Annotated in this window: 18 protein-coding genes; 2 read left to right on the top strand and 16 right to left on the bottom strand. The window is 73.1% G+C overall.

All coding sequences use genetic code 11. From position 1 onward, the window contains the following. Position 1 precedes the first annotated feature (1 nt). The 16 genes from ACZ7LY_RS01510 to ACZ7LY_RS01435 form a co-directional block, all read right to left on the bottom strand. Positions 2-649, bottom strand: a complete 648-nt coding sequence (locus tag ACZ7LY_RS01510) for a PIG-L deacetylase family protein (protein ID WP_471622429.1) — start codon at positions 647-649, stop codon at positions 2-4. Then, positions 646-1440: a sugar phosphate nucleotidyltransferase gene (locus tag ACZ7LY_RS01505; RefSeq protein ID WP_471622428.1), complete on the bottom strand. Its 795-nt coding sequence runs from the start codon at positions 1438-1440 to the stop codon at positions 646-648. Before ACZ7LY_RS01505 ends, ACZ7LY_RS01510 begins: the two co-directional genes overlap by 4 nt. Continuing rightward, entirely contained in the window at positions 1437-2672 is a 1236-nt protein-coding gene (locus ACZ7LY_RS01500; RefSeq protein WP_471622427.1) for a class I SAM-dependent methyltransferase, read from the bottom strand. Before ACZ7LY_RS01500 ends, ACZ7LY_RS01505 begins: the two co-directional genes overlap by 4 nt. Then, a complete protein-coding gene (locus ACZ7LY_RS01495; protein WP_471622426.1) occupies positions 2669-3913 on the bottom strand; it encodes a glycosyltransferase in 1245 nt (414 codons plus the stop codon). Before ACZ7LY_RS01495 ends, ACZ7LY_RS01500 begins: the two co-directional genes overlap by 4 nt. A 2-nt stretch (positions 3914-3915) precedes the next feature. Next, a complete protein-coding gene (locus ACZ7LY_RS01490) occupies positions 3916-5169 on the bottom strand; it encodes an O-antigen ligase domain-containing protein (protein WP_471622622.1) in 1254 nt (417 codons plus the stop codon). 32 nt (positions 5170-5201) lie between these two features. Next, positions 5202-6746: a right-handed parallel beta-helix repeat-containing protein gene (locus ACZ7LY_RS01485; RefSeq protein WP_471622425.1), complete on the bottom strand. Its 1545-nt coding sequence runs from the start codon at positions 6744-6746 to the stop codon at positions 5202-5204. 8 nt (positions 6747-6754) lie between these two features. Next, positions 6755-8809: a heparinase II/III family protein gene (locus ACZ7LY_RS01480; protein WP_471622424.1), complete on the bottom strand. Its 2055-nt coding sequence runs from the start codon at positions 8807-8809 to the stop codon at positions 6755-6757. Continuing rightward, entirely contained in the window at positions 8806-10998 is a 2193-nt protein-coding gene (locus ACZ7LY_RS01475) for a bi-domain-containing oxidoreductase (RefSeq protein WP_471622423.1), read from the bottom strand. The genes ACZ7LY_RS01480 and ACZ7LY_RS01475 overlap by 4 nt, the downstream gene beginning before the upstream one ends. A gap of 19 nt (positions 10999-11017) precedes the next feature. Continuing rightward, positions 11018-12949 carry an asparagine synthase (glutamine-hydrolyzing) gene (gene asnB / locus ACZ7LY_RS01470; protein WP_471622422.1) on the bottom strand — a complete coding sequence of 644 codons (1932 nt, stop codon included), beginning with the start codon at positions 12947-12949 and terminating at the stop codon, positions 11018-11020. A gap of 2 nt (positions 12950-12951) precedes the next feature. Then, positions 12952-14472 (bottom strand): Wzz/FepE/Etk N-terminal domain-containing protein, encoded by a 1521-nt coding sequence (locus tag ACZ7LY_RS01465; protein WP_471622421.1) that lies wholly within the window; start codon positions 14470-14472, stop codon positions 12952-12954. After that, positions 14469-15830, bottom strand: coding sequence for a Wzz/FepE/Etk N-terminal domain-containing protein (locus ACZ7LY_RS01460; RefSeq protein ID WP_471622420.1), 1362 nt, complete (start codon positions 15828-15830; stop codon positions 14469-14471). Before ACZ7LY_RS01460 ends, ACZ7LY_RS01465 begins: the two co-directional genes overlap by 4 nt. After that, positions 15827-17074 carry a glycosyltransferase family 4 protein gene (locus ACZ7LY_RS01455; RefSeq protein ID WP_471622419.1) on the bottom strand — a complete coding sequence of 416 codons (1248 nt, stop codon included), beginning with the start codon at positions 17072-17074 and terminating at the stop codon, positions 15827-15829. Before ACZ7LY_RS01455 ends, ACZ7LY_RS01460 begins: the two co-directional genes overlap by 4 nt. Further along, positions 17064-18380: a nucleotide sugar dehydrogenase gene (locus ACZ7LY_RS01450; RefSeq protein WP_471622418.1), complete on the bottom strand. Its 1317-nt coding sequence runs from the start codon at positions 18378-18380 to the stop codon at positions 17064-17066. Before ACZ7LY_RS01450 ends, ACZ7LY_RS01455 begins: the two co-directional genes overlap by 11 nt. Before the next feature lie 73 nt (positions 18381-18453). Next, the gene (locus ACZ7LY_RS01445; RefSeq protein WP_471622417.1) at positions 18454-19932 is read right to left on the bottom strand and encodes a sugar transferase; all 1479 of its coding nucleotides are present in this window, start codon (positions 19930-19932) and stop codon (positions 18454-18456) included. Between the two features lie 767 nt (positions 19933-20699). Next, positions 20700-20966: a twin-arginine translocase TatA/TatE family subunit gene (locus tag ACZ7LY_RS01440; protein WP_471622416.1), complete on the bottom strand. Its 267-nt coding sequence runs from the start codon at positions 20964-20966 to the stop codon at positions 20700-20702. Between the two features lies 1 nt (position 20967). After that, entirely contained in the window at positions 20968-22026 is a 1059-nt protein-coding gene (locus ACZ7LY_RS01435) for a sporulation protein (protein ID WP_471622621.1), read from the bottom strand. Between the two features lie 432 nt (positions 22027-22458). On the opposite strand from ACZ7LY_RS01435, the gene kdpF reads away from it, so the two are divergent. Both kdpF and kdpA read left to right on the top strand, forming a co-directional pair. Further along, positions 22459-22548, top strand: a complete 90-nt coding sequence (kdpF, locus tag ACZ7LY_RS01430; protein ID WP_078075662.1) for a K(+)-transporting ATPase subunit F — start codon at positions 22459-22461, stop codon at positions 22546-22548. Positions 22549-22554: 6 nt separating this feature from the next. Continuing rightward, a complete protein-coding gene (gene kdpA, locus ACZ7LY_RS01425; protein WP_471622415.1) occupies positions 22555-24219 on the top strand; it encodes a potassium-transporting ATPase subunit KdpA in 1665 nt (554 codons plus the stop codon). The last annotated feature ends 82 nt before the right edge of the window (positions 24220-24301 follow it).

Below are 24301 nucleotides of genomic sequence, written 5' to 3'. Positions count from 1 at the left end.
TTCAGTCCCCCAGGTCGAGCGTGAGTTTGGTGACGGTGAACGCCTCGGCGTAGCGCGCGTGGCATTCGATACCGCGGATGCGGGCGAGCCCGAGGAACGCCTCGCGGTCGTACCAGGGGCGGTGCCGCTGCGACGGATAGTGGTCCTGGAGCAGCCGCACCTTGCGCTCCGCCGTCTGCGGTGTGAGCGGCTGGTACGTGTTCGGGCGGCCGAGGTCGCCGTCCCACTTGACGATCTCGTAGCCGAGGACGAGATGGTCGCGGAACGCGGTCGGCAGCAGCCGGGCGAGCCCCTGGTGGTCCTGGTGGGCGTCGTCGGTGCGCGGGGCGAGGATCAGGTCCGGGTCGGTGCGCTCGCGCAGCTCCTCCACGGCCGACTTCGCCTCCTCCCAGTGCGCGGGCAGCCGCCCGTCGGGCAGCTTCAGCACGGTCAGCCGCAGATCGGCCCCCGGGCAGAACGCGGCCAGCGCGGCCCGCTCCTCCCGCTCCCGCTCGCCCCCGCCGCCGGACAGCACCAGGGCGTCCACGCGCAGGCCCGGCCGGGCGGCGCACAGCGTCAGCAGCGTCCCGCCCGCGCCGATCGCTATGTCGTCGCAGTGCGCGCCGACCGCGACGACGCTGTCCAGGCCACCGGCGCCGAGGCGGATCACGCGCCCACCTCCGCGCCCGCCCGCTCCCACACGGCCCACGGGCGCTCGCCCCTGCCGTACGCGGCGTCCAGCGCGGCCCGCTCCTTGACGGTGTCGGTCGGCTTCCAGAACCCGCGGTGCTGATGCGCGACGAGCCGGCCCCGCTTGGCGAGCTGACCGCAGCCGTCGGCGACGAGGTCACCGCCCTCGGGGATGTGGTCGAAGACCTCCTGGCGCAGCACGAAGTAGCCGCCGTTCTCCCACAGCGGCAGCTCGCTGACGGCCGTGATCCCGCCGACGAGGTTGTCCTCGCCCAGCTCCACGCAGTGGAACGAGGACTGCGGCGGCACGACCATCATCGAGGCGCCCGCGTCGCGCCGCTCGAAGTTCTCGATCATCTCGGGCAGCGGTGCGTCCGTCAGCACGTCCGCGTAGTTGGCGAGGAACATCTCGTCGCCGTCCAGGTGGTGGCGCACCCGGCGCAGCCGCTCACCGATCGGCGACTCGATGCCCGTCTGCGCGAACGTGATCGTCCAGTCCGCTATGTCCGTCGACAGCAGCTCCGTACGGCCCTTGCGGAGCACGAAGTCGTTCGACGCGGTCTCCTCGTACGTGAGGAAGAAGTTCTTGATGTGCTCGGCGCCGTAGCCGAGGCACAGGATGAACTCCGTGTGCCCGAAGTGCGCGTAGTAGCGCATGACATGCCAGATCAGCGGCCTCGGGCCGACCATCGCCATCGGCTTCGGCACATCGTCGGCGGTGCCGTTGCGCATCCGCATCCCGTAACCGCCGCAGAACAGTACGACCTTCATGCCTTGACCTCGATCACGCTCAGTTCGGGGATGGGGAAGACGAGCTTGCCGCCCCACTCGTGCACGTAGGAGAGCTGCTCGACGAGTTCGTCGCGCAGGTTCCACGGCAGGACGAGGACGTAGTCCGGCTTGTCCGCGGCGATCCGCTCCGGCTCCAGGATCGGGATGCGCGTCCCGGGCGTGTACCGGCCGTGCTTGTACGGGTTGCGGTCCACGGTGTACGCGAGCAGGTCGGGGCGGACGCCGCAGTGGTTGAGCAGCGTGTTGCCCTTGCCGGGCGCGCCGTAGCCGACGACCGTCTGCCCGCGCTCGGCCGCGTCGATGAGGAACCGCAGCAGGTCCCGGCGGACCTTCGCCACCCGCGCCGAGAACTCCGTGTACCCGGACAGCTCCTGGAGGCCGGCCGCCTTCTCGCGCGCCAGCACGTCCGCGACGCGCTGCGACGGCTCGCCCGCCGCCTCCGCGGGTCGCGCCCACAGCCGGATCGAACCGCCGTGCGTGGGCAGCAGCTCCACGTCCACCAGCGTCAGACCGCCGCTGGCCAGCGCCCGGATCGCGGAGGCGACCGTGTAGTACTGGAAGTGCTCGTGGTAGATCGTGTCGTACTGGTTCTCCTCGATCAGCGTCAGCAGGTGCTGCACCTCGATCGAGACCCAGCCGTCGTCCGCGACCAGCGCCCGCAGGCCCTGCGTGAACCCGATGACGTCCGGGATGTGCGCGTACACGTTGTTGGCGACGACCAGATCGGCCGGGCCGTGCTCCGCGCGCACGCTCGCGCCCGTCTCCGGGTCGAGGAAGCGGGTCAGCGTCGGCACCCCCGCCTCGCGCGCCGCCGCGCCCACGTTCACCGAGGGCTCGATCCCGAGGCAGCGCATGCCGCGCTCCACGACGTGCCGCAGCAGATAGCCGTCGTTGCTGGCGACCTCCACCACGAACGCGTCGGCGCCGAGCGAGGCACGCTCGCTCGCGTCCGCGACGAACCGCCGCGCGTGCTCCACCCACGACGTCGAGAACGACGAGAAGTACGCGTACTCCTCGAACGTCTCCTCGGGCGAGATCAGCGGCGGGATCTGCGCCAGCCAGCACTCCGTGCACACCCGCAGATGCAGCGGGTACGCCGGTTCCGGCAGATCGAGACGGTCCGCGGCGAGGAAGCTCTCGCACGGCGGCGTCGCCCCGAGGTCGACGACGCTCTGCATCGCCTCCGAGCCGCACAGTCGGCATCGTGTCATTGGCTGTTCCCATCCCCCCTGCCCGCGCGGACGCTCCCGTCGCGGGCCTTCACCGACCGCCCCGCGATCGCGGCGCGGTACTCCTCCTCCAGGCGCGCGAGACCGACGGCCGGGCTGAAGCCCCGCGCGTAGCGGTCCCGGGCCGCCAGGCCCATCTCCTGGTTGCGGTCCGCGTCCCCGGCCAGCGCGCGGATGCCGTCCGCGAGGGACGCCGCGTCGCCGGGCCGGTGCAGCAGGCCGCTCACCCCGTCGTCGACCAGTTCGGTGAACGCGCCGTGCCCGGCGGCGACCGCCGGCACCCCGGCCGCCATCGCCTCCGCGACGACCAGCCCGAACGTCTCCAGGGCCAGCGAAGGCGCCACCACGGCGACCGCCCGCCCCACCGCGTCCCGGCAGCCGTCCGGGTCGAGCAGGCCGAGGTGGCGCACGTCGTCCCGGCCCGCCGCCCACGCCCGCACCTCGCCCGCGAGCGGCCCCGCCCCGGCCAGCGCCAGCGGTACGCCGACCCCGCCCGACGCGGCGACCGCGTCCCAGGCCGCCATCAGCAGCCGGACGCCCTTGGCCTCCGCGAGCCGCCCGAGGAACAGCACGTGCTCGCCCTTGCCGTCACGGCAGCGGCCCGGGTCCGGCACGAAGTTGTGCTTGACGCTCAGGCGCTCGGACGGCATCCCGGAGCGCACCAGCACCTCCCGCTGCGCGTGCGAGATGCAGAAGAACCGCTCCACGCCCGACCACCAGCGCCGCCGGTTGACCGTGAGGCTCACCGCGAGCGGCACCGTCGCAAGACGCGAGTCGCGGTAGCAGCCGTGCCGTACGGCGGGCAGCGGCACCGCCTTGTGCACGCACTCCGTGCACAGCCGGCCCTCACGCTGGAGCGTGCCCGGCGGGCAGACCTGCGTGTAGTTGTGCAGCGTCGCCACCACCGGCACGTCCGCGTCCGCGCACGCGGCGAGTACCGCGGGGGACAGCAGCGGGAACACGTTGTGGACGTGCACGACGTCCGGCCGCCGCGTGCGCAGCAGCTCCCTCAACTCCGTACGCACGGACGGGTTCCACGGCACGAGCAGCGGCACCGCGGCCTTCCCGGCGAGCGAGCGGCCCCCGATGTCGTCGCTGCGCCGTTCGAACATCTCGACGTCGTGGCCGGCGCCGCGCAGCAACGCCACCTCCTCGTCGACGACCCGGTTCTCCCCGCTCGGCTGCGCCGACGAGTAACGGTTGTGCACCACGAGCACACGCATGCTCAGCCCACCTCTCGATCCCGGGCCCAGCGCGGGACACGTCGTCGCGGCGCGGGCAGCGGCACGGGCACGCCCGGCGTCGCGGGAGCCGCGAGGAGCGTGGCGGCCAGCGCCAGATGCAGCAGATACGGCGAGGCGTCGCCGAGGCCCGCCTCCGTGTACGAGGAGATCGCCACGTAACTGATGAGGAAGATCGCGCACGCCCGCTGGAGCGAGGGCGGCCGCAGCAGCGCGATCCCGCCGAGGGTGAGCAGCACCGCCGCCACGATCCCGACGCCCACGAGCCCCTGCTCGTTGTAGACGGCCAGCCAGCTGTTGTCGATGGGCAGCCCGCCGAACGACTTGTCGCCGAGCCCCACCCCGAACAGCTGCTCGGCCGTCGTGCGCGGCGCCGACAGCAGCGCGTCCCACACCTTCGCCCGGCCCGTCAGGGACGTGAAGTACTCCTTGGACTGCCCGCGCAGGAACCACGCCTGGAGCGCCGACGCGAACCCGATGCCCGCGACGGCCACCACCGCCACCGCCCACACGAAGAACCGGCGGGCCGCCGCGCTCGTCAGGATCAGCGAGCAGATCGCCAGCGCCAGCCCGGCGAGCAGCCCCACCGTCGCCGTACGGGTGTGGGTCAGCGCCAGCAGCACCAGCGACGCCACGATCACCAGCGCCGCGCTCGCCCGGTCCACCTGCCGGCCCACGAGCAGCAGCACCGTCAGCCCCGTGATCACCGCCGTGTACTGGCCGATCTGCGGCGGCGTCAGCGGCCACAGCGCCCCCACGAGCCGTCCCCCGTACAGCTCGGGCATGGCCGCGCCGGGCGAGATCACGAGGCCCGCGGCGACCGAGATCAGCACCACGAAGTACATCCGGATGTGATGCCGTACGAACGTCAGGCTCCCGTCCCACCAGCGGCTCAGCAGCCACAGCGTCCCCACGAACAGCGCGAGCCGCGTGCAGCGGAACAGCGCGCCGAACCCCGACTCCAGATGGACGCTGGAGATCACGCTCGGGAGCAGCAGCAGACTCAGCAGGAACAGGAACGCGCTCGCCCGGATCCGCAGCCGCGCGTTCAGCGCGAGCGCCAGCGCGAACGCGGCGACCAGCGACCCCATCGTCACCATCTGGATCAGCGACCGGGGGATCGGCACGATCGTCTTCGCGCCGGCCGAACCCAGTGTGTTCAGCCCGAGCAGCAGCCACACGATGCCCACCCCGCGCGGCGGCGCCTGCCGCCGCGCGAGGTCCGGCTCCACCGGCATCGCCGTCACCCCTGTCACCCCCGTCATCCCCGTCATCCCACAGTCCGCGCGCGGAAGGTGCTGCCCTTGTCCTGGCCGTACGGCAGCCCCTGCCACTGCTCGACGTCGAGGACCTTGCTCGGGTCCTGTACGACGAACTTCCACGGCCCCCGGTAGGAGTTGCGCCGCCAGCGGTTGTCCTGCTTGAGCGTGATCGCCCGCGCGACCTTGTCGCCCTTGTACGGCGACCAGGACGGATACGTGCCCCAGTTGGACAGCACCGCCATCCGCTCGCACCCGCGCGTGCAGTCCAGCGCCGACTTGACCAGCACGAACCGGTTGTCGTGGATGTCGACCCGGCGCGTCTTCCACCGGCAGTCGTCGTACAGCGGCGGCTCGGCGATCCCCGGCCGCTTGCAGGAGCGCCGGTCCTTCACCAGCAGCGTGCAGTCACCGGAGGAGGTGTTGGCCGGGCTGTTGCAGAACCGGTCGGCGCTCTCCCACAGCGTGATCCCGTTCCAGTTGTTCTCCAGCAGATTGCCGCTGATGTCGATCCGGTCCGTACGGGCGCGCACGCGCGGCTCGCCGCCCGACTCCGACACGTACACCGTGCCGAACGGGAAGGGGTCGCCGCGCCGCGCCGAACGGCCGCCCTCCACCACGTTGTTGCCGCGGATCGTGTTGTTCCGCACGATCGCGTTGTAGCTGATCTCGTAGATCAGGGCCGCGCCGTCGTTCTTCTCGATCAGGTTGTCCTCGATGAGGAAGTCGTTGTTGTCGGTGTCGGCCCACAGGCCCGCGCCCCGGTTGTCGTGCACCCAGTTGCCGCGCACGTCCGCCCCGTCCACCGCCCAGAACTTGACGCCCCCGGTGCAGCCGCAGCCCGGCTTGCGGCGCTCCCAGTCGCCGGTGTTGTTGCCGGTGATCTCGTTGCCCTCGACCACCAGGTGCCGGATGGAGTCACCGGTCTTGTACGCGTTCATGCCGTACTGGCCGTTGTCGCTCAGGCAGTTGCCGCGCACCTGCTGACGGGCGCCCGCCATCAGACCCGCGCCCGAGTTCCGCGTGATGCGGGAGTGCTCGATGATCCAGCCGTCCGCCATGTCGTGGTTGACGACGCCCTCGTCGGGCGGCGCCACGAACCCGGTCACCGTCAGCCCGCTCACCCGCACGCCGGTCGCGGTGCCGCTGAGCGCGTACGCGTTCTTCCTGCGCCCGTCGAGGACCGCGCCGGGCGCCCCGAGATAGCGGTCGCCCTTCTTCGGGAAGACCTGCGCGTACCGCTCGGCCTCCAGCCGGTGCCGGCCCGGCGCCAGCCAGAACGTCGTCCCCGGCGGGCTCTGCTTCGTCTTCGCCGCCAGATCGCCGACCACCGCCGGATCGACCCGGACCGCGCCCGCCGGCGGCTTCGCGTACCCCGCCGGGGGCTTCGCGCACACCCGCGCCGCCGCCGGCCGCGCCCCGGACACGGTCGGCGACGCGCTCGGCCTCGCCGCCCGCCCGTCGTCGTCCTTCGGCGAGTCCGTGCACCCGGCCACCGCCAGCGCGGCCAGCGTCAGCGTCACCGCCCACGCCCCGCGCGCCCTCTTGCCCCCCACGCGTCCCCCTACCGGCCGAACCTGAGCACCGTCGTGAACTCCCGCGCGCTGTCGGAGAATCCGGTGCCTATGAGCGTCACGGCCGCCTCCTTGCGCCCGAACCCGGGGGAGTACCAGCCGAGCGGCGGCGCGCTCTCGCCCCGGTGCGCCCGCCACGCGAGCGCGTCCGGCAGGTCGAGCACCGCGCGGCGCTCCTCGCCGTCCGCCCGCCAGGTCAACAGGGCGCGCTCGTCCGTGAGTTCGGCCGCGATGTCGGGCCCGAGGTGGAAGGCGAGCCGCAGCGGGCGGCGCGGGCCCCCGGCCACCGTGTCGACGATCCGCAGCTCCTGCTCCGCGCCCGTCAGCTCAACCCGGCGCCGGTGCGTGCTCGGCGCGTACCCGTCGTGCTCGGCGCTCCAGCGCTGCACGTCCCCGGACGTCTCCGCCGCAAGGACCCGGCTGCGCGCGTGCCGCGTCCACAGGAACGGGCCGCCCGACACGGACTGGTCGGTGCCGTCCAGCTCCAGCGTGCTGTGGCCGACCGTGGAGCGGAAGTAGGACCGCCACGCGGGCTGCCCGTGGTAGCAGTACGTGCCCGGGTCCGCGAGCACGTCCACGCCCGCGTGCCGCACCTCCACCGACAGGGCGTCCGCGTGGGCGTGCGCCGCGATCGACAGGAAGCCGTGCGGGCCGCCGTCGCACCGGCACCAGATCTCCCCGGAGCCGGAGCCGGAGCCGTCGCCGTCGCCGGAGCCGTCGCCGACGCCGGAGTCCGAGGCAGCGCCCGCGCCGGAGTCCGCGCCGGAAGCCGGGTCCGCCGTGCGTAGGATCGTCAGGCCCGCGTCCGCGAAGTGCGCGGGGCGCTCGGCAGGCCGGGTCACCGCGGGCGCCCCCGGCACCTCGGCGTACCGCCGGACCAGCGCGGCCAGCAGCGGCGTGCGCACATCCGTGCCGGGCACCGCGGGCCACCACGGGCGGCGCCCGAAGACCGCCTCCCCGGTGAGCAGCAGCGAACCCCAGCGGTCGCTGTCCTCGCCGTCGAGGACGAGCCCGTACCCGTCGTCGGCGTCGCCCTGCCGGGGCGGCCGCAGCCGCGCATCGACCACCGCGGCCAGCGCGTCCGTCATCCGCACCAGCACCAGCCGCAGCGTCACCGGCACCGCCACGCCCGCCGCGTCCGCCTCCGCGAGCGCCGCGAGCCCCAGCTCGAGGACGAGGCCGTGGTACTCGGAGGCCAGCTCCCGGTTGACCCCCGAGAGGTAGGTGTTGGCCCGCAGCCGGCGCTCCAGCAGCCGCAGCGCCGCAGCGCCCCGGCGCCGCGAGTCGGGGAACCAGTCGAAGGCGCAGGACGCGGCGAACTGCCCGGCCGCCTCCGCGATCACATGGTTGTTCGCCGAGGAGCCCCGGCTCGGGAACGCGGCCAGCCAGCGCTGGTGGTGCCAGATCTGCTCCCGCGCCACCGGGTTGTCCTCGAACAGCTCCGCCGCGCCGGACCAGCCGTCGAGCAGCCGTCGCACCCACACCCACGAGATCAGCCGGATGCCCAGCTCGATGCCGCTGACCCAGTGCACCCCGCGCAGCGGCGGGTTCGCCGCCCACCACGAACGCAGCAGATCCGCGACGCGGCGCGCGTAACGCTCGTCACCGGTCAGCGCGTACGCGGCCGCCAGCACCGTGAGCGTGTGGTGGCGCGAGGGCTCCCAGATCTGCTTGATGTCCCCGCACGCCTCCTCGTCCCGGTACGGCACGTCGAACGCGTAGCCCTCCGGCGCCCGCCGCCCGGTCTTCGGGTCGAGGAACCAGTCCGGGTCCGCGAGATCCTCCCGCGCCACCCCGAAGAACGTGCCGTGCCCGAGCAGCAGCCGGTCCGCGTCCTCCACCAGCCGCTTCACCGCGTCCGCCGGCACCGCCGCGAGCGCCCCCTCGGGCAGCACCGACGTGAACCGGGCGCCCGCGACCGCCGGCGCCCCGGGCCGCGTCGCGCGCCAGCGCCGCCTGCGCAGCGCGTCCCCGGCCCGGCCGCCGATCTCGCCCGGACCCATCCGCGACAGCCGGCGCAGGTACCAGCCCGCGCCCATCGTCATCGCGGCCCCGCCAGGGTCACCGGGGCGCCCGAGGCCAGCGAGGTCTGCACCGCGAGCGTCGCGGCCGTCGTCGCCACCAGCGACTCCAGCGGCACCGGCATCGGCCCGCCCGTACGCACCGCCCGTACGAACGCCGCGAGTTCGGCCTCCTGCCCCTTGTCCCGCGCCTTCGGCATCCGCGAACTCACCCACCGCTTACGCCCGTACACCGACGCCCGTACGAAGTCGTCCAGGCGCAGCGCCTTGCCGTCCGCCACCAGGTCCAGCGTCTCCTTCGGCAGGCTCGCGGGGCCCGACGTGACGTAACTGAGCGTCGCCGTCGAGCCGTCGGGGTAACGCAGCACGATCTGGAGGTCCTCGCCGCCCGCGCCCGCGACCGCGTACACGGAGACCGGGTCGGCGCCGACGAGATGGCTCGCGGTGTCCACGAAGTGGCCGCCCTCACCGGCGAACCGGGTGCCCTCCGTGCCCTGGCGCAGATACCAGCTCCCGTGGTCGAGGCGGCCCGCGTTGATCAGATAGCGCAGGCTCGCCGGGCCCGTCCGGGCGCCGAACCGGTCGTGCGCCTCGCGCAGCAGCGGCGCGAAACGGCGGTTGAAGCCGACCTGGAGCCGGTCGTTGCCCGACTCCTCGACGGCCGCGAGCACCGAGGCCAGCTCCTCCTCGCTCAGCGCCAGCGGCTTCTCCACGAAGACCGCCTTGCCCGCCAGCAGCGCCTTGCGCGTCAGCTCCGCGTGTGAGCTGTGCCGGGTCACCACGAAGACCGCGTCGACGGCCTTGTCGCCGAGCACCGCGTCCAGGTCCGTGGTGGCGTGCGCGAAGCCGAACTTGCGCTGCGCGTTCGCCGCGGACAGCGCCGTCGTCGTCACCACCGTCGACAACGTCACCCCGGCGCGCTGCGCGAGGTGCGGCAGCAGCATCGACGACGCGTAGTTGCCCGCGCCGACGAACGCCAGCCGCACCGGCGAGTTCGTCACGCGCGCGGGCGCCGCGCCGCCGGACGGGCGGCGCACGGCGGGCACCACCAGCTCGGGCGCCTGTGCCGCGACGGGCTCGGCGGCCGGCCCGCCCGGGTAGCGGAACAGCACCGCCACCGCCTTCAACCCGCCGTCCTTCAGGCTCCCGTACGTCTCGACCGCGTCCGCGAACTCCGCGACATGCGACACGAGCGGCTCCACGTCGACCCGGCCCCGGGCCATCAGATCGAGGAAGCACGCGAGGTTGCGCCGCTCGGTCCAGCGCACGTACCCGATGGGGTAGTCGCGGCCCTCCAGCTCGTACTCCGGGTCGTAGCGCCCGGGGCCGTAGCTGCGCGAGAAGCGGACGTCCAGCTCCTTCTCGTAGTACGCGTTCCACGGCAGGTCCAGACGGCACTTGCCGATGTCGACGACCCGGCCCCGGTCCCGGCACAGCCGCGCGGCCAGCTCCACCGGCTCGTTGCTGCCGCCGCCCGCCGCCAGATACACCTGGTCCACGCCGTGCCCGCCGGTCAGCTCCGCGACCGCCGCCTCCACCGCCGCCGCACCCGGATCGCCGACCGCCGCCGCGCCCAGCCCCTCCGCCAGCGCGCAGCGCACCGGGTCCGGGTCCACGCCCACCACCCGCACCCCGGCCGCCGTCAGCAACTGCGCCACCAACTGCCCGATCAGACCGAGCCCGATGACGAGCGCCACCTCACCGAGCTGCGGCTCGCCCTGCCGTACGCCCTGCAACGCGATCGAGCCGACCGTGCCGAACGCCGCGTGCCGCTCGTCGAGCCCGTCGGGCACGCGCGCGTACAGGTTCTTCGGGACCCAGTTCACCTCGGCGTGCAGCGCGTGCTCATTGCCCGCGCACGCCACCACGTCACCGACCGCGACGTCGTCCACCCCGTCACCGACCTGCTCGACGACCCCGCACAGCGAGTAGCCCAGCGGCGTGTACGAGTCGAGCTTGCCCATCACCTTGCGGTAGGTCGCCGGCACGCCGTTCGTCGCCACGCTCTGCATGACCTTGGCGACCTGGTCGGGGCGCGAACGGGCCTTGCCCAGCATCGACATGCCGGCCTCGGACACCTTCATCATCTCGGTGCCCGTGGAGATCAGCGAGTACGCGGTCCGCACCAGCACCCCGCCCGGCTTGCACCCCGGCACGGGCACGTCGAGCACCGCCAGCTCGCCGCTCTTGTAGTTCTGCACTACCTGCTTCACCCGAACTCCTTGCGAAAAGTCACGCCGACAGCCGTGCGGTGTGCCCGGCCCCCGAGGTCGCGTCCCGATACCAGTGCTCCAGCGTCAGCACATGCCACAGATGCTTGGAGTAGTCCGCCTGTCCCGCCGCGTCCTCGGCGACCATCCGCCGCAGCGCGTCCCGGCGCAGGAACCCGGCGCGCACCAGCTCGCCGTCCTCCACCACCTCCCGCACCAGCGGCGCGAGATCCCGGCTCATCCAGGCCCGCAGCGGCGCGCTGAACAGACCCTTGGGCCGGTGGACGATCTCGTGCGGCAACACCGTCTCCGCCGCCTGCTTCAGCACCGCCTTGCTCTGCCGCCCGGCGATCTTGCGCTCGCCCGGCACCGCGAACGCCGCCTCCACCACGTCCACGTCCACGTACGGCACCCGCACCTCGGTCGACGCCGCCATGCTGGAGCGGTCCGTGTACGTCAGGTTCAGGCCCGGCAGGAACATCCGCGCGTCGCCCAGGCACATCCGGTTGACGAAGTCGTCCAGGTCGTTGTCCTCGTAGACCGCCGCGTGCTCACCCAGCACGTCGTCGACCGCGCCCGCGAGATCCGGGTCCACCAGCGACACCAGCTCGCCCCGGTCGTACATCGTGTAGCTGCGCCGGAACGCCGTCTCCTCCGGCAGCTCCGCGAACGACAGGAACCGCTTGGCGAACCGCACCGACCGGTACCCGCGCCGCGCCGACGCCACCGGCAGCCGGTCCACGACCGCCGACACGCCCCGCCGCACCGGGCGCGGCACCCGCTGGTAGCGCAGCGCGATCAGGTTCGCCAGATGCTTGCGGTAGCCCGCGAACAGCTCGTCCGCGCCCATCCCCGACAGCATGACCTTCACGCCGGCCTCCCGGGCCGCCGAACAGATCAGGAACGTGTTGATCGCCGCCGGATCACCGATCGGCTCGTCCAGGTGGTACGTCATCCGGGGCAGCAGGTCGAGGACGTCCGGCGCGATCTCGATCTCGTGCAGATCCACGCCGAACCGCTCCGCGACCTGGCGCGCGTAGCGCAGATCGTCGGGCATCGCCTCGAACTTGGCGTCCTCGGCCCGGAACCCGATCGTGTAGGCGGAGATCCCGGGCTGCTCCCGCGCGGCCAGCGCCGTCAGATAGCTGGAGTCCAGGCCCCCCGACAGGAACGTCGCCACCGGCACGTCCGCCAGCAGATGACGCCGCGTCGAGTCCTCCACGACCGCCGCCAGATCCACGCTCTCCCCGGCCCGCGCCCGCTCCTGCCCGGCCGCCGCGACCGCCTTCAGGTCCCAGAACCGGCCACGCTCCTCACGCCCGTCCGGCCGGATCCGCAGCCAGCTCCCCGGCGGCAGCTTCTCCGCCCCGGCCAGCGCGCACCGCGAATCGGGCACCCAGTAGTACAGGAGCGACGCGACCAGCGCCGCCGGATCCACGCCCAGGCCGCCGACCGCGGCCGACAGCGCCTTCAGCTCCGAGGCGAACACCAGACCCGGGCCGCGCCGCAGCAGGAACAGCGGCTTGATGCCGAGCTGGTCGCGGACGAGGACCAGCTCACCGGTCCGCTCGTCGAAGACCCCGAACGCGAACATGCCCCGCAGCCGGGGCAGCGCGTCCGTCCCCCAGCGCCGCCACGCCTCCAGCAGCACCTCCGTGTCCGACGTGCCGCGGAAGCGCACCCCGGCCGCCGTCAGCTCGGCCCGCAGCTCCGGCGCGTTGTACAGCTCCCCGTTGTACGTGAGGACCAGCCCGTCGCGGACCATCGGCTGGGCGCCCGTCTCCGACAGGTCGACGATGGCCAGCCTGCGGTGCCCGAGATGCACCTCGCCGTCCGCCAGGGCATGGCTGTAGCGGCCGCTGCCGTCGGGGCCCCGGTGGGCGAGGGTGTCGGTGAGCCGGTCCGTGACGATCTTGCCGTCCGGCCACCGGTACGTACCTGCGATGCCGCACATGACTACCGCGCCTCCTGGTCGTTGTCCTGGACCCGCGCGGCCCACATCGGCTGGCGCTCCGCCCGCCGCCGGCCCGTCCCGGTCGGGCGCGGGGGACGCTCGCCCGGGCCGCGCAGCGCGGTGTGCAGCCCGTCCCACAGCGTGCCGTCCGTGCGGTCCCGCGGATCGGGGTCCACGAGGACCACGCCGCTCACCGCGATCCGCTGGTCCGCGAGCTGCCGCGCCACCGTGTGCAGCCAGGCCGCGCTGCCGTGCCCGGCCCGCACCACCAGCACCGTGCGCGTGCCCAGGTACCGCAGGTCCGTCCACGCCGTGCCCGGCGCCACCGAACCGACGCCGACCCGCCGCTCCTGCGCGGGGATCGCGCCGACGCTCTCGCCGCCGATCACGGGCGGATCGCCGGCCTTGGCGCGCCGGTCCGCGAGCTGGGTGCCCGGCAGCCCGTCCACGACCGACACCGGCCCGTCCGCCGCGAGCGCCCGCGCGAGGTCCAGCGCCAGCTCCCCGGTCTGCCGCGCGCAGCCCAGCTCCAGCAGCGACACCTGCTCCGGCGCGCCGCGCACCGTACGGGCCAGCGTCGCCGTCAGCCGCTGCCGTGACAGCCGCGTCCGGCCCCGCCGCCACGGCAGGAGGGAGCGCGGCGCCAGCTCCGCGAGGACCGACGCGCCCAGATGCGTGGCGATGTCCCGGCGCAGCACCGGCCGGTCCGCGACGACCACGCCCACGGCCGCCAGCGCGAGCCCGAGCGCGAGGCCCAGCGCAAGACCCACGGCCGCGTCCGTGGCGGCCGTCCGCGCCAGTGAGTGCTTCACGGGACGGGCCTCGTCCACGATCTGCGTGCCCGCGACCACCTGCGGCGTGCCCGTACGGGCCTCCGCCGCCCGCTGGTCGAAGTCCGCGATCCGCGAGTTCAGTTCGGCGCGCCGCGCGAACAGCGACTCGACGCCCGCCGACGCTCCCGGGTCGTTCTGCGCGGAACCGTCCCCGATCTCCTTGTTGACCTGGGCGAGTTCACCGCGCATCCGGTCCCGCTGCTCCAGCAGCGCCTTGGACTGCGCCTGCGCGCTCTGCCGCATCCGCCGTACGTGGTCCGCGACGAACGCCTTCGCCAGCGCCCTGGCCCGCGCGACCGCCTCGGACTGCGTCGCCGCCGTCACGTCGATCTGCATCAGATTGTTCGTCAGGCCCGTGCCCCGGTAGTCCTTCATGAACGTCTCGGGGTCCTCGGAGGAGTGCACGCTGTGCAGCGCCGCCCGCGCGATCCGCGTCGTCCCCAGCAGCGCGACGTCCGTACGGATCAGCGTGCCGGTGTCGTTCGGCTGGTCCTCCTGGTGCGCGACCAGCACCTTCGTCACCGCCGCCGGGGGTGCCGGCAGCAGCACCGCGAGCGCGAGGCCGATCAGCACGCCGAGGACGGCCGCGCCGCCCCACAGCCTGCGCCGCCTGCGCACCGCCACCACCAGGCCCTGAAGGTCGAACAGCGGGGGGACCGCCGACGACTCGGGTGTCGTGCTCTGGCTCACGCCGAACCTCCCGTCGCGTGGCCGCGCACCGCGAGCGCCGGAGCGCCCTCGGCCGCCCGGCCCGCGGACTTCGTCGGACGGGCCTGCACGGCCCCGGCGACGACGACGCCCACGACCTCGTGCCCGCCGTCCGCGCACGCCTCGGCGATGCCCGCCAGTTCCTCCGCCGTCCAACTGCCCGCGCTCAGCACGACCAGCGCGCCCGACTCGGTCTCCCGGTCCGGCACCGTCGGCCGCGCCACGGACACCTGCACCGGCCGCAGCAGCGGATCGTTCCTGCCCTCGGCGGCGAGCTGCTCGGCGGCCCGTACGGCGATGTCGTCGCCGTCCGGCACCACCAGCAACAGCCGTCTGGGCGGCGGCAGTTGCTCCCGCAGCCGCGTGCACACCCGCTTGTAGCGGATACGGCGGCCCGCCTCGTCGCCCGACTTCGGCGGCGCCGGCAGGTCCCACCGGCTGTCGAGGCCGAGCAGCCCCCGCACCCCGCGCTCACGCGTCCGGCGCGTGCCGCGCTCACCCGGCACGTCGACCGTGCCGAGGACCGTCGAGCCGAGCGCCGCCGCGATCTGCTGCTCGCTCCGCAGCCGCCGGTTCGTACGGGCCGCTGCCACATGCCCGATCAGCGCCAGCAGGAAGAACAGCAGCGCGCCGCCGCCGACGAGCTGCACGCGCGTGGGCGGTGCCTCACCGGTGGGCGCGGGCGCCGGACCCATCACGACAAGGCCCGCCTTGACCGACGCCGGGTCGGCCTCGTCGAGCTTCTTCATCGCGTCCTGGAGCGTCGAGCGCAGCTTCTCCAGCTCCGTGCGCGCCTGCACGCTCTCCACCGTCCGGCCGGGGTCGGCGGCCTGCGCCAGCTCCGTGATCCTCCGGTTGGTCTGCGCGACCTTCTTGCGCAGCTCCTCCGGGCTCGTCGACGCGGCGGTGTCCGCCGTGCCGGTGCCGCCCGCCGTGATCCGCGCCGAGAACGCCACGAACTGCTGCGCCAGCGTGTCCGACAGGCGCTGCGCGCGGCGCGGGGTCTCGGCCGTGCCGGACAGCGTGATGATGTTGCCGTCGGCGGCCTTCGCGGTGACGCGGTCGCGCAGCTCCTTGGCGTCGACGCCGCTCCAGTGCAGCCGCGTGGCGACCCGCTCGACGACCGCCGAACTCGTCGCCACGTTCACCTGCGTCATCAGCTCCCGCTCCTCCCACTGCCCCGGGAGCAGCACGGAGGCCGACGCCGTGTAGCGCGGCGGGAACAGCAACGACGTACCGAACCCCGCGAGCGCGCCCACCAGCGCGATCACGACCAGCAGCCGCCACCGCCGGCGCAGAATCCGCCCCACTGTCGCCAGGCGGATCGTGTCCTCGTTCAACGCCGCTGCCTCTTCCCCGTACGTGCCGTGCCGCCGCCGCCCGCCATGGCCGCCTCGTACGCGGCGAGCAGCGCCGCCTGCGAGTGCTGCCACGACAGTTCGCCGCCGACCCGCTCCTGGCCGATCTTGCCCATCCGGGCCCGCCGGTCGGGGTCGTCGAGCAGCGCCGCGATCAGCGCGGCGAACTCCCGCTCGTCGTCGCCCTGCGCGTACAGGGCCGCCTCGCCCGCCGACACCTTCGCCTCGCGCAGGTCGAAGGAGACGATGGGCTTGCCCATCGCCATGTACTCCAGGACCTTGTTCATCGTGGAGACGTCGTTGAGCGGGTTGCGCGGGTCGGGGGACAGGCACACGTCCGCCGTGGACAGGTAGCGCACCAGGTCGGCGTCGGGGACGCGCCCGGTGAACTCCACCCGGTCCGACAGGCCGAGCGTGCGCGACAGTTCCACCATCGCCTCGAACGCGTCACCCGCGCCGACGAACACCGCGTGCCAGTCGTCGCGGTCCTGCTCGTCCCGGAGCCGCGCCAGCGCGCGCAGCGCGTAGTCCACGCCGTCCTGCGGGCCCATCACGCCCAGGTAGCACAGTAGATGGGGCTTGCCGCGCTTCAACTCGGGCTCCGGCGGCACCGGTTGGAAGCGGTCCGTCTGCGGCGCGCTGCGCACCACGAACACGTCCTCGGGCCGCTGCCCGCCCCGGCGCACCGCGACCCGCTTGTAGCTCTCGTTGGTGGCGATCACGATGTCCGCCGCCTTGTACGTCATCCGCTCCAGCGCGCACACACCCCGGTACAGCAGGTCCTGGCCCCGGTCGAAGCGCGACAGATACAGCTCCGGTACGAGGTCGTGCTGGTCGAACACGAAGCGGGCGCCGCGCCGCTTGAGCCACAGCGCGGGCAGGAACAGCAGGTCCGGCGGGTTGCACGCATGCACCACGTCCACCGGGCCGACCTTGCGGGCCAGCCGCATCGTGTGCCACAGCGCGGAGCCGTACTCACGCGCGTACCCGGAAGGGCCGCCCGTCGCCGCGCGCAGCGGGTAGCGGTGGATGCGCACGCCGTCGATGACGGCCTCCGCCTCCGTGTCCCGCTTGCCGCCCTGCGGGCAGATCACGTCGACCTGCCAGCCGGCGTCGCGCAGCGTCGTGCACTCCTGCCACACCCGCCGGTCGAAGGGCACCGACAGGTTCTCCACGAGGATCAGCGCGCGCCGGCCGTGCCGGGCGCCGTTCGATTCACCAGGCAAGGCCCACGTACCCCGGCTCGGTCCGGCGCGCGTCGGCGTCGGGAAGGTGGACGAGGTCGACGATCACCGGCGCGGCGCCGTGCGGCAGCGCCGCGAGGACCGCCGGGTCCTTGGTGCCGACCAGGCACACCTCGGCGTGGTCGAGCACCTCCTCCACGGAGTCCGCGAGGAGCTGCGCGAGATGCGGCAGCCGCGTCTCGATGTACTCCCGGTTGGCGCCGATGAGCCGCGACAGGCTCACGTTCGCGTCATGGATGCGCAGGTCGTAGCCCTTGCCGAACAGGCGCTCCGCCAGCTCCACGAGCGGCGACTCGCGCAGGTCGTCGGTGCCCGGCTTGAACGACAGGCCGAACAGGCCGACCCGCCGCTTGCCGGTCCGCTCGACCAGCTCCACGGCCCGTTGCAGATGCGCCTCGTTGGAGGTCAGCACGTGCGCGAGGATCGGCACCGACACGTCGGCGCGCTGCGCGGCGTGCACGAGGCTGCGCAGGTCCTTGGGCAGGCACGAGCCGCCGAACGCGAACCCGGGCCGCAGATAGGCCGGGCTGATGTTGAGCTTGCGGTCGGCGAGGAAGACGTCCATCACCTGGTGCGAGTCCACGCCGAGCGCCTGGTAGACGGCTCCCAGCTCGTTGGCGAAGCCGATCTTCAGGCCGTGGAAGGCGTTGTCGGCGTACTTGATGGCCTCGGCCGTCGGGATCGACACCCGGAACACCTCGCCGGGCAGGTCCTTGTAGAGCGCGGCGACCACGTCACCGCTCGCCGCGTCCAGCTCGCCGATGACGGTCTTCGGCGGGTCGAAGAAGTCCCGCACGCTGGTGCCCTCGCGCAGGAACTCCGGGTTGACCGCCACCCCGAGGTCGACGCCCGCGGTCGCGCCGACGGCCTTCTCCAGGAGCGGCACCAGCAGGTTCAGGCAGGTCCCCGGCAGCATCGTGCTGCGGAAGACCACGGTGTGGCGCCCGCCGCGCTCGGCGAGCGCCTCGCCTATCTCCTCGGTGACCCGCTCCAAGTAGGTCGTGCACAGGCTGCCGTTGGGCTCCGACGGCGTGCCCACGCACACCAGCGACACCTCGCTGTGCGCGAGGGCGTCCCGTACGTCGGTGGTCGCGCGCAGCGCCCCCGTGCGCACGACGTCGGCGATCAGCTCGCCGATCCGCTCCTCGACCACGGGCGCCTTGCCGTCGTTGACCAGGTCCACCTTGACCTGGTTGACGTCGACCCCGACGACCTCGTGCCCCATCCCGGCCAGACACGCGGCTGACACGCAGCCCACGTACCCGAGCCCGAAAACGCTGATCTTCATGACGCGTCCTTCCCCCCAAGCGGGCCTCGCCGGCCCGATATCCGCGCACGGGCCGGTGTCCGGCCCCCGCGCATCAGTACGCCCCTTGCCCGTGGAGCACCGCACGCAGCGTCTTCCACAAGATCACGGTGTCCAGGGCGAGCGACCAGTCCTCCACGTACCGCAGGTCGAGGCGGACAGCCTCCTCCCACGGCAGGTCGCTGCGCCCGCTGATCTGCCACAGCCCGGTCAGCCCCGGCTTGACCAGCAGCCGCCTGCGGATGTCGGGGTCGTACGACGCCGACTCCTCCGGCAGCGGCGGGCGCGGGCCGACGAGCGACATCGACCCGGTGAGTACGTTGAAGAGCTGCGGCAGTTCGTCGATCGAGTACCGGCGCAGCACCGAACCGACCCGGGTCACCCGCGGATCGCGGCGCATCTTGAACAACACGCCCGCGCCCTCGTTGAGTTCGGCCAGTTCGGCGCGGGCCTGGTGGGCGCCGGTGACCATCGTGCGGAACTTCCAGATCGTGAACTCCCGGCCGTCCTTGCCGACGCGGCGCTGACGGTAGAACGCCCCGCCGCGGCTGTCGGTGACGACGAGCAGCGCCACCGTCGCCATGAGCGGCGCGAACAGCAGCAGCAACAGCGCCGCGCCGAGCCGGTCGACGACGCCCTTGATGGCGCGCCGGCCGCCGGTGAAGGCGGGCATGCTCAGGCGCAGCAGCGGTATCCCGAGCACGGCGTCGATGTGCAGCCGGGGGCCCGCGACCTCCATCAGGACGGGCGCCACGACCATGTCGGCGTCGCTGCCCTCCAGGTTCCACGCGAGGCGCTGGAGCCGGTCGGGCGTCCAGTGCGGGTCCGGGGTGACGGCGACGACCCGGTAGCCGTCGCGCCGCACGTGCCCGGCGACATCGCTGAGCCGCCCGACGACGGGTACGCCGTCCAGCAGATCGCTGCCCACGCCGTGCCCGTCCGGCGTGCACACCGCGGCCACCTGCCAGCCCAGGTGCGGGAACTTGCGGGTACGCGTGATCAGGTCGCGGACGGTCTCCGGGCTGCCGGCGGCGAGCACGGGCCTCAGGCACAGGCCGTCCTTGCGCTGCCGGTGCAGCCACAGCCGCAGCACGTACCGCTCGGTCATGGTGACGAGCGCGATCGCCGGGATCGCCACGAAGATCCACAACTTGATGTTGCGCGAGGTCAGGGCGATGCCGCCGAGCGCCAGCACGACGGTCGCCGTGAACAGCGACCGGCCGAGCCTGCGGAACTCCTCGGCGCCCTGCCCGAGCACGGCCGGCGCCCACGAGCGGCTGACCGCGAGCGCCCCCAGCACCAGCAGTTCGGTGCCGAAAGCGAGAATTCCCCATTTCTCGTGCCAGTTGGCCGCGTCACGCGCCCCGAAGAAATTGCCGATCGACGCCACCACCAGGGCGGTCGCCACGGTATCGCTGGTGATCACGGTACGTCTGTACCGCTGCTCCCAGTCATGTGCGGGATGGCTGATGACCCCGTCCGCCATGTTCCCGCGCGCCGAAGGAAAAGGGCCTACTAATCCCCCCTGCCGCACAGAACCCCCCTGGTCCCCAGTGGTCCGACGTGCTCGCCTGACAACGTTCCTCCCCCCGGGAGGCCCCCGCCCCCCGCGCTGTCCTTCCCCCCGGGAGGCCCCCGCCTCCCGCGCCCGCGCCGTTCTTCCCCCGGGAAGGCCCCCGCCTTCCCGCGCGTGACATGACGGCTCACGGGGCCGATGGGCCCCGGAATTCCTCCCGCGCTCGAAGTCCCCCCGGAGCGCCGGGAATTGATCACCCCCATGTCCGGCTCCGAGGGACCTCGAAAACGGTGTCCCACGGCGCCCGACCTATTGATCATTCACGCTCCGCAGGTGCTCGATCACCCGGAGCACGGTCAATCTAGACCATCGAAGCCGCGTTGAAGAGTGGATGTGTGGAATTTGTGTTCAAGCTTGGGCGACGGCAAACGGTTGCTGCGCTCGTGGGGCGGCCACAGCAGCCCCACGAGGCTGTGAACTGCGGTGGGACAGTGGGGGAGTGGGCCCCGGCGCACGGGGCGCACAGGGGGCGGGAAGCGGAAGCGGATCGCTACCGGAAGCCCCGCGCGCCGCCCTGCGGGCCCGGTCGCAGGGGGCGCACACACGCGAAGGACGCCGCCCGGCAGCGGGCGGCGTCCTCGTGGGAAATGGCTTCAACTATGGCGCGATATCGACCTTTTGACGGGCGATCAGGGCGTCAGGGCCGTTCGTCGGGCCCGGGGTCGGGCCTGGAGTGCCGGGCCTTGGACGTCAGCGCCGGGACGTCAGCCCCCCTCCGGGGCGCGTCAGGCCCGATCCGCGGGCGCGCCCGACGCACCCGTACCGCGCGCGCCACCCGCCGCGCGCCCCCGGGGCGGCAGCGTCTCGCCGCGGATCGTGCGCGGCGCCGGCTCCTCGGGCGCGTAACGGTCCTTGCGGCGCAGCGCCTTGGCCTCCGCCCTGAGGATGCGCGCGGAGCGGCCCGCGTTCCGCGCGAGGTCGGGGAGCTTCTTCGCGCCGATGAGCAGCACGAGCAGGATCAGTACGAGCCCCAGTTCGCTGATGCCGAACACGTCAGTCCTCGCCTCCGTCGTCACCCTCGTCGTCGCCCTCGAAGAAGTCGCCGACCTCGTCCACGACCTCGGCGGCGACCATACCGCCGACGACGCCCACCGCGAGCCCCGCGGCCCCGGCCGCCACCGCCGTGCCGACGCCGGGCCCGGAACGGTGCGTGCCGTGGGCGCCGGCGTGCGGGCCGTAGGGGTCTCCATGCGCGCCGTGGTGCGGGCCGTAGGCGTCCGCGTGCGTGCCGTACGGGTCGTGGCCGCCGTGTCCGTACGCCGCGTGCGACGCGTACGCCGACCGGTGTTCGAGCAGCGCCTCGATCCAGCCCTCCACGCGCGCGTTCCAGTCGTTCCGGCCCGCGTCCTCGTGCGCGACCGTGAACCGCGTGACCGTGTCGTGCCCCGCCGAGAACAGGCCACCGCGCTTGTCGGCCTCCAGGACGACGTCCATGCCGCCCGGCGTCGTCAGGAACGTCAGCTCGACCTCGTTCAGGGCGTGCGCGTACCGCGGCGCCGGGGTCAGCTCGATCTCCTGGTAGAACGGCAGTTGCTGGCCCGTGCCCCCGATCCGGCCCAGCTCCAGGTCCGCCGAGCGGAACCCGAACCCGAGCTGCCCGAACGCCTCCAGGACCGCCTCCTGCACGGGCAGCGGCGCCACCGTCAGCGGGTCCAGGTCGCCCTTGTCGCGCGCGCCGGACACCGAAAGCTCCGTGCGCACCCCGAGGACGATGCCGAGCGGCTGCCCGTACAGCTCCGTCACGGGCGTCTCCCAGGGCAGGCGGAGCGTGAACGGAACGGTCCGCGTCTCCTCGGCGGCCAGCCGGAAGCCGCCGCCCACCAGGTGCCGGTCGAAGCCGACCGCGCCGTGCGCCTCGCCGTCCTCGTGCTCGGCCTCCACCCGCGCCACCAGCTCCAGCGCGATGTGCTCGATCTGCACGTCGGCGCCGCCGCCGCGCAGCCGCACCTCACCGCTCAGCGCGCCGCCGGGCAGGGCGGGGCCGGGGTCGAGCACGGTGTCGAGGGTGGGGCCGCCGACACCGAGCGAGCCGAGCAGTCGTTTGAACACCATCGTGGCGTCCGCTCCTCTGGGGGTTGTTCCGTCGTCGTGGGTCATGCCGCCGTCCGCGCGGGCGCGGGACGTGTGAGGGGCGGCGGGCTCCCGGAGAGGGCGCGCGCCCCGCGTTCTACAGGCATGTAGAGCATAGGGGGCGGTGCGCTCCGGCGCGCCCGGTCACCGACGGGTTCACGCCGTTCGGCCCTGTTCAGGGGGGGGCGGGCGGTTGCCGGGCTCCTCCCGTAAGAGAACCGTCAAGGCCGCCCGCACACCCGTACGGAAGGCGTCAACGGCGTTCGGATCGGGCCCCGGGCCGGGTTCTGCTCTTGCTGTCCGATCCCGAACCCCGACACCCAGGGAGCACACGATGGCCGACGTGGCCTTCGTCGTCACCACGCTCGCGGTCTTCGCGCTGGTGGCACTCGTCGCCAAGGGGGCGAGCAAGCTGTGACCGCCGAGAACATCGTCGGCCTCGTCGTGGCCGTCGCCCTGCTGGGCTATCTCGTCCTCGCCCTGCTGTACCCGGAGAGGTTCTGAACCGTCATGAGCCCCCTCCTCGCCGCCGCGCTCCAGTTCCTCGCCCTCGTGGCGGCCCTCGCCCTCGCCCACCGCCCCCTCGGCGACCACATGGCCCGCGTCTACAGCGGCGACCGCCATCTGCGCGTCGAGAAGTGGATCTACCGGGGCATCGGCGCCGACCCCGACACGCGGATGCGCTGGCCCGCCTATCTGCGCGCCGTCCTCGCCTTCTCCGCCGTCGGCGTCCTCCTGCTCTATCTGCTCCAGCGCCTCCAGGGCGTGCTGCCGGGCTCGCTCGGCTTCCGCTCCCTCGACCCCGACCAGGCGTTCAACACCGCCGCGTCCTTCGTCACCAACACCAACTGGCAGTCGTACGCGGGCGAACAGGCCATGGGCCACCTGGTGCAGACCGGCGGCCTCGCCGTGCAGAACTTCGTCTCCGCCGCCGTCGGCATGGCCGTCGCCGTCGCCCTCGTACGCGGCTTCGCCACCTCCCGCACCGGCGAACTCGGCAACTTCTGGGCCGACTTGGTGCGCGGCACCCTGCGCATTCTGCTGCCGCTGTCGGTGGCCGGCGCCCTCGTCCTCGTCGCCTGCGGCGTCCTGCAGAACTTCGCGGGCATCCACGAGGTCGGCCAGTTCACCGGCGGCGTCCAGCAGTGGAACGGCGGCGCCGTCGCCTCCCAGGAAGCCATCAAGGAACTCGGCACGAACGGCGGCGGCTACTTCAACGCCAACTCCGCGCACCCGTACGAGAATCCGTCCGGCCTGTCCAACCTCTTCCAGGTCTTCCTCATCCTCCTCATCCCCTTCTCCCTCACCCGCACCTTCGGCCGCATGGTCGGCTCGCTGCGCCAGGGGTACGCGATTCTCGCCACGGCCGCCGCGATCTGGGTGACCTTCACCGCGCTCATGCTGGCCGCCGAATTCGCCCACCACGGCGCCGCGTTCGACCTCGCGGGCGGCGCGACCGAGGGCAAGGAGACCCGCTTCGGCATCGGCGGCACGTCGATCTTCGCCGTCGCCACCACCCTCACCTCGACCGGCGCCGTCGACGGCTTCCACTCCTCGTTCACCGGCTTCGGCGGCGGCATCGCCCTGCTCGGCATGCAGCTCGGCGAGATCGCCCCCGGCGGTGTCGGCTCCGGCCTGTACGGGCTGCTCATCATGGCCGTCGTCGCCGTCTTCCTCGCGGGGCTCATGGTGGGCCGCACCCCCGAGTACCTCGGCAAGAAGATCGGCGCCCGCGAGATGAAGTGCGCCGCCTGCTACCTCCTCGTCACACCCGCCCTGGTCCTCGTCCTCACCGCGCTCTCCGTCGCCCTGCCGACCCCCGCGCGGGCCGCGCTCAACGGCGGCGCCCACGGATTCACCGAGATCCTCTACGCGTTCACCTCCGCCGCCAACAACAACGGCAGCGCCTTCGCCGGGCTCGCCGCCGACACGCCCTGGTACAACACGGCCCTCGGCATCGCCATGCTCCTGGGCCGCTTCCTGCCCATGGTGTTCGTCCTCGCGCTCGCCGGCTCGCTCGCGGAACAACGCCCCGTGCCTGCCGGGCCGGGCACCCTGCACACGGCGAAGCCCCTGTTCACGGGGGTGCTCGGCGGCACGATCGTGGTCGTCGCCGGCCTCACGTACTTCCCGGCGCTGGCGCTGGGGCCGCTGGCGGAGGGGCTGGGGACATGATCCAGCGTGTCGCCTTGCGGGCGAGTGCCGTGTTCCCGTCCGGCCCGGTCGGCTCCGTACACCGCGCTTACGTCCGGTCCCG

Source organism: Streptomyces sp. NPDC107550 (assembly GCF_055639095.1).
This window is presented reverse-complemented; position numbering and strand designations above follow the sequence as displayed.

Excerpts from the sequence above, each read along its gene's own strand:
- ACZ7LY_RS01505 (WP_471622428.1), bottom strand. The coding sequence starts at position 1,440 with ATGAAGGTCGTACTGTTCTGCGGCGGTTACGGGATGCGGATGCGCAAC.
- ACZ7LY_RS01500 (WP_471622427.1), bottom strand. The coding sequence starts at position 2,672 with ATGACACGATGCCGACTGTGCGGCTCGGAGGCGATGCAGAGCGTCGTC.
- ACZ7LY_RS01495 (WP_471622426.1), bottom strand. The coding sequence starts at position 3,913 with ATGCGTGTGCTCGTGGTGCACAACCGTTACTCGTCGGCGCAGCCGAGC.
- ACZ7LY_RS01490 (WP_471622622.1), bottom strand. The coding sequence starts at position 5,169 with ATGCCGGTGGAGCCGGACCTCGCGCGGCGGCAGGCGCCGCCGCGCGGG.
- ACZ7LY_RS01480 (WP_471622424.1), bottom strand. The coding sequence starts at position 8,809 with ATGACGATGGGCGCGGGCTGGTACCTGCGCCGGCTGTCGCGGATGGGT.
- asnB (WP_471622422.1), bottom strand. The coding sequence starts at position 12,949 with ATGTGCGGCATCGCAGGTACGTACCGGTGGCCGGACGGCAAGATCGTC.
- ACZ7LY_RS01450 (WP_471622418.1), bottom strand. The coding sequence starts at position 18,380 with ATGAAGATCAGCGTTTTCGGGCTCGGGTACGTGGGCTGCGTGTCAGCC.
- ACZ7LY_RS01435 (WP_471622621.1), bottom strand. The coding sequence starts at position 22,026 with ATGGTGTTCAAACGACTGCTCGGCTCGCTCGGTGTCGGCGGCCCCACC.
- kdpA (WP_471622415.1), top strand. The coding sequence starts at position 22,555 with ATGAGCCCCCTCCTCGCCGCCGCGCTCCAGTTCCTCGCCCTCGTGGCG.